Annotated in this window: 3 protein-coding genes and 1 pseudogene; all 4 read left to right on the top strand. The window is 63.3% G+C overall.

What is annotated here, in order from left to right; genetic code table 11:
* Positions 1-369 (top strand): annotated as a pseudogene (locus VKI00_RS22380) (MCE-family protein MCE1A); the annotation flags it as partial.
* Entirely contained in the window at positions 366-1,409 is a 1,044-nt protein-coding gene (locus VKI00_RS22375) for a virulence factor Mce family protein (protein WP_324441347.1), read from the top strand. The pseudogene VKI00_RS22380 and the gene VKI00_RS22375, both read left to right, overlap by 4 nt.
* The gene (locus VKI00_RS22370) at positions 1,406-2,977 is read left to right on the top strand and encodes an MCE family protein (RefSeq protein ID WP_324441345.1); all 1,572 of its coding nucleotides are present in this window, start codon (positions 1,406-1,408) and stop codon (positions 2,975-2,977) included. The genes VKI00_RS22375 and VKI00_RS22370 overlap by 4 nt, the downstream gene beginning before the upstream one ends.
* A partial coding sequence (locus VKI00_RS22365; protein WP_324441343.1) for a virulence factor Mce family protein occupies positions 2,974-4,205 on the top strand: 1,232 nt, incomplete at its 3' end. The genes VKI00_RS22370 and VKI00_RS22365, both read left to right, overlap by 4 nt.

The following is a 4,205-nucleotide window of genomic DNA, read 5'->3' as shown; positions in this document are numbered from 1 at the left end:
GGCGGCGGCAACGGCTACGCGCTGAAAACCATGACCGAGCTGATGTCAGCGTTGGGAGGCATACTGACGCTCCCGGGTTTGGCCGGTACGGTGGGCACACTGGGACTGCTAGGGCTCGCCGGCTTGGTCGGCGGGGCGCCGAATCCCTATGTCTATCCGGACAATCTGCCGCGGGTGAACGCTCGTGGTGGGCCGGGGGGTGCGCCCGGTTGCTGGCAGGCCATCACCCGGGATCTGTGGCCCGCGCCCGAGTTGGTGATGGATACCGGCGCGAGTATCGCCCCGTATAACCACGTAGATACCGGCTCACCGTACGCAATCGAGTACGTCTGGGGCCGTCAAGTCGGGGACAACACGATCAACCCATGAAAACCACCACCGGCAGCGCCATCAGGCTCGGCATCGTCTCGTTGGTGCTGCTGCTGATCACCGTGTCCATCATCGTGGTGTTCGGTCAGATGCGCTTCAACAGCACCAACAGCTATTCCGCGGAGTTCAGCAACGCCAGCGGGCTGCGCGACGGTCAGTTCGTCCGCGCGTCCGGAGTGGAGATCGGCAAGGTCAAGAAGGTACGGCTGGTCGACGCCGGCAGGCGGGCATGGGTGGACTTCGATGTCGATCGTTCGCTGACGCTTTATCAGTCGACGACCGCGCAGATCCGCTATCTCGACATAATCGGTGACCGGTACGTGGAACTCGACCGCGGCGCGGGTGAGGGCGCTGACCGGGTCCTGCCGCCGGGCGGACTCATCCCGCTGTCGCGAACTTCACCAGCGCTGGATCTCGATGCGCTGATCGGTGGTTTCAAGCCGCTGTTCCGGGCGCTCGATCCGGAAAAGGTCAACACCATCGCGTCGGCCATCATCACCGTGTTTCAGGGTCAGGGCGGCACCATCAACGACATCCTCGACCAGACCGCGGACGTCACCTCGCATCTGGCCGAGCGTGATCAGGCGATCGGCGAGGTGGTCAAGAACCTCAACATCGTGCTTGACACCGTGGTCAAACACCGGAAGGAGTTCGACCAGACCGTCGACAACTTCGAGAAGCTGATCACCGGGCTGACGAACCACGCCGATCCGTTGGCCGCCGGCATCGCAAACATCAGCAATGCCGCGGGAACAGTAGCCGACCTGCTGGCCGATAACCGCGCTCTGCTGCACAAGGAGATCAACTACCTGCAGGGCCTTCAGCAGCCGCTCGTCGACCAAAGTGATCAGCTCAACGATCTGATCCACAAGACGCCAACCGCGCTCAACCTGATCGGACGCAGCATCGGCCTCTACGGAGACTGGGTGAACTTCTACGTGTGCGACCTCACGATCAAGTGGAACGGTCTACAGTCCGGCGGCCCGGTCCGCACGGTCCGGATCTGGCAGCAGCCCACGGGTAGGTGCACGCCGCAATGAGAACACTGACGGAATTCAACCGCAGCCGCGTCGGCCTCATGGGCGTCATCGTGCTGGTGCTCATCGTCGCCGTCGGCCAAAGCTTCACCAGCGTCCCGATGCTGTTTGCCAGTCCGAGCTACTCCGGGCAGTTCGCCAGCACCGGTCAACTGAACAAGGGCGACAAGGTGCGCATCACCGGCGTGGTTGTCGGCAAGGTTGAGGGGCTCAAGATCGACGGCGACCACGTCGCGATCAAGTTCTCCATCGGCAGCAACACCATCGGCACCGAGAGCCGGCTGGCGATCAAGACCGACACGATCCTGGGTAGGAAGATACTCGAGATCGAGCCGCGGGGAACCCAGATGCTGCGGCCCGGGGGCGTTTTGCCGCTGGGCCAAACCACCACCCCCTACCAGCTGTACGATGCGAACTTCGACATCACCAAGGCCGCCACTGGCTGGAACATCGACACCGTCAAAAAGTCGCTGAATGTGTTGTCTCAGACCGTCGATCAGACCTACTCGCACCTGAGCCCCGCCCTCGACGGTTTGGCCAAATTCTCCGACACCATCGGTAAACGCGACGAACAGATCAAGCACCTGCTCGCTCAGGCCAACAAGGTAGCCAGCGTCCTCGGTGACCGCAGTGAACAAATCAACCGGCTGCTGGTCAACTCGAAGACGCTGCTGGCCGCGTTCAACGAACGTGGACGGGCCATCGACACGCTGCTGGGGAACATTTCCGCCTTCTCGGCGCAGGTGCAGGGGTTCATCAACGACAACCCGAACTTGAATCCTGTGCTGGAGCAGTTGCATGCAATCAGCGACGTGCTGGTGGCACGCAAGGAAGACCTGGCTCAAAGCCTGAAGTATGTAAGCCAATTCGCGGCATCGCTAGGAGAGTCCGTCGCGTCCGGACCGTACTTCAAGATAGTCCTGGCCAACCTGCTGCCGTACTGGATCATGCAGCCGTGGGTCGACGCCGCGTTCAAGAAGCGTGGTATCGACCCGGAGGACTTCTGGCGCAGCGCCGGCCTGCCCGCGTTCAAGTTCCCCGACCCCAACGGCACCCGGTTCCCCAACGGTGCACCGCCGCCTGCACCACCGGTGCTGGAAGGCACCCCGGATCACCCGGGGCCGGCCGTGGCGCCCGGGTCGCCGTGTTCGTACGCGCCGCCGCCGGAGCTGCTGCCTCGGCCGGGCAACCCGATGCCCTGTGCGGGCGTCGACCAAGGGCTCGGTCCCTTCGGGCCTAATGGGCCGTACCCGACGTTGCCCGATGTTTTGTCGTCGCCGCGGAACCCGAACGGGCTGCCCCCGATACCGGGCATTCCGATCGCCGGGCGACCCGGTGCTCCGCCCCCAGACGTCCCGGGCACGCCGGCGCCACTGCCGCCCAACGCGCCGCCGGGAGCGCGCACCGAAAACCTGGCACCGGCCGGCCCGACCCCGCCGCAGTCGACGTTTGCGCCCGGGCTGCCACCGGGACCGGCGGCACCGCAGGGACCGGGTGCGCAACTGCCCGCTCCGTTCATCAACCCGGGCGGAGCGGGAGGTAGCGGTGTCACGGGAGGTAGCCAAAATTGAACGGCAACTTGCGTTTACGCAAACTGCGGCCTCGGACATCGGTGATCATCGGATCGCTCGCGGTGGTGGTCGCCCTGCTAGTCGGGTTCATCGGGTTACGGCTCTACCAGAAGTTGACCAATAACACCGTGGTGGCTTACTTCCCAGAGGCGAACGCGCTCTATTCCGGGGACAAAGTCCAGATCATGGGCATTCGCGTGGGTTCGGTCGACAAGATCGTGCCCGCCGGCGACAAGATGAAGGTGATCTTTCATTACAGCAACAAATACAAGGTGCCGGCCAATGCGTCCGCGGTGATTGTGAGCCCCACGCTGGTGTCGTCGCGGAGCATTCAGTTGGAGCCGCCCTATAAGAGTGGTCCGGTGATGGCCGATAACACGGTGATCCCGATCGAGCGCACACAGGTGCCGACGGAGTGGGACGAACTGCGCGACAGCGTCGCCAACGTCATCTCCAAACTCGGCCCCACACCCGAGCAGCCCAAGGGCCCCTTCGGTGATCTCATCGAGTCGTTCGCCGACGGGCTGGCCGGCAAGGGCAAGCAGATCAACACCACGTTCGACAGCCTGTCGCGGGCGCTGACCGCGCTGAACCAGGGTCGTGGCGACTTCTTCGCGGTGGTGCACAGCCTGGCGCTTTTCGTGAACGCCCTGCACAAGGACGACCAGCAGTTCGTCGCATTAAACAACAACCTGGCCCAGTTCACAGACAGATTAACCGGGTCTGACCGGGACCTCGCCAATGCGATACAGCAGTTCGACGGCCTGCTCGGCACACTGCGCCCGTTCTTGGCCAAGAACCGCGAGGTGCTCGCGCGCGACATCGACAACCTCGCCAACGTCACCACCACGCTGGTCCAACCCGAGCCGCTGAATGGTTTGGAAACCGCCCTGCACGTCCTCCCGACGCTGGAGACGAACCTTAACCAGATTTATCACCCGTCGCACGGCGCGGTCGTGTCTATTCCGGCGATCCCGAACTTCACGAACCCGATGCAGTTCATCTGCAGCATGATTCAGGCCGATAGCCGGCTTGGCTATCAAGAATCCGCCGAACTCTGCGCGCAATACCTAGCGCCCATCCTCGATGCGATCAAGTTCAACTACTTGCCGTTCGGCCTCAACCTGTTCAGCACCGCCGAGACGCTCCCCAAGGAAGTCGCCTACTCCGAGCCGCGGCTGCAGCCGCCGAACGGATACAAGGACACCACAGTGCCCGGGATCTGGGT

The sequence above is a fragment of the Mycobacterium sp. genome, assembly GCF_035314665.1.
GTDB lineage: Bacteria > Actinomycetota > Actinomycetes > Mycobacteriales > Mycobacteriaceae > Mycobacterium.
Note: the sequence above shows the minus strand (reverse complement) of the source record. Positions and strands in the feature narration are given on the sequence as shown.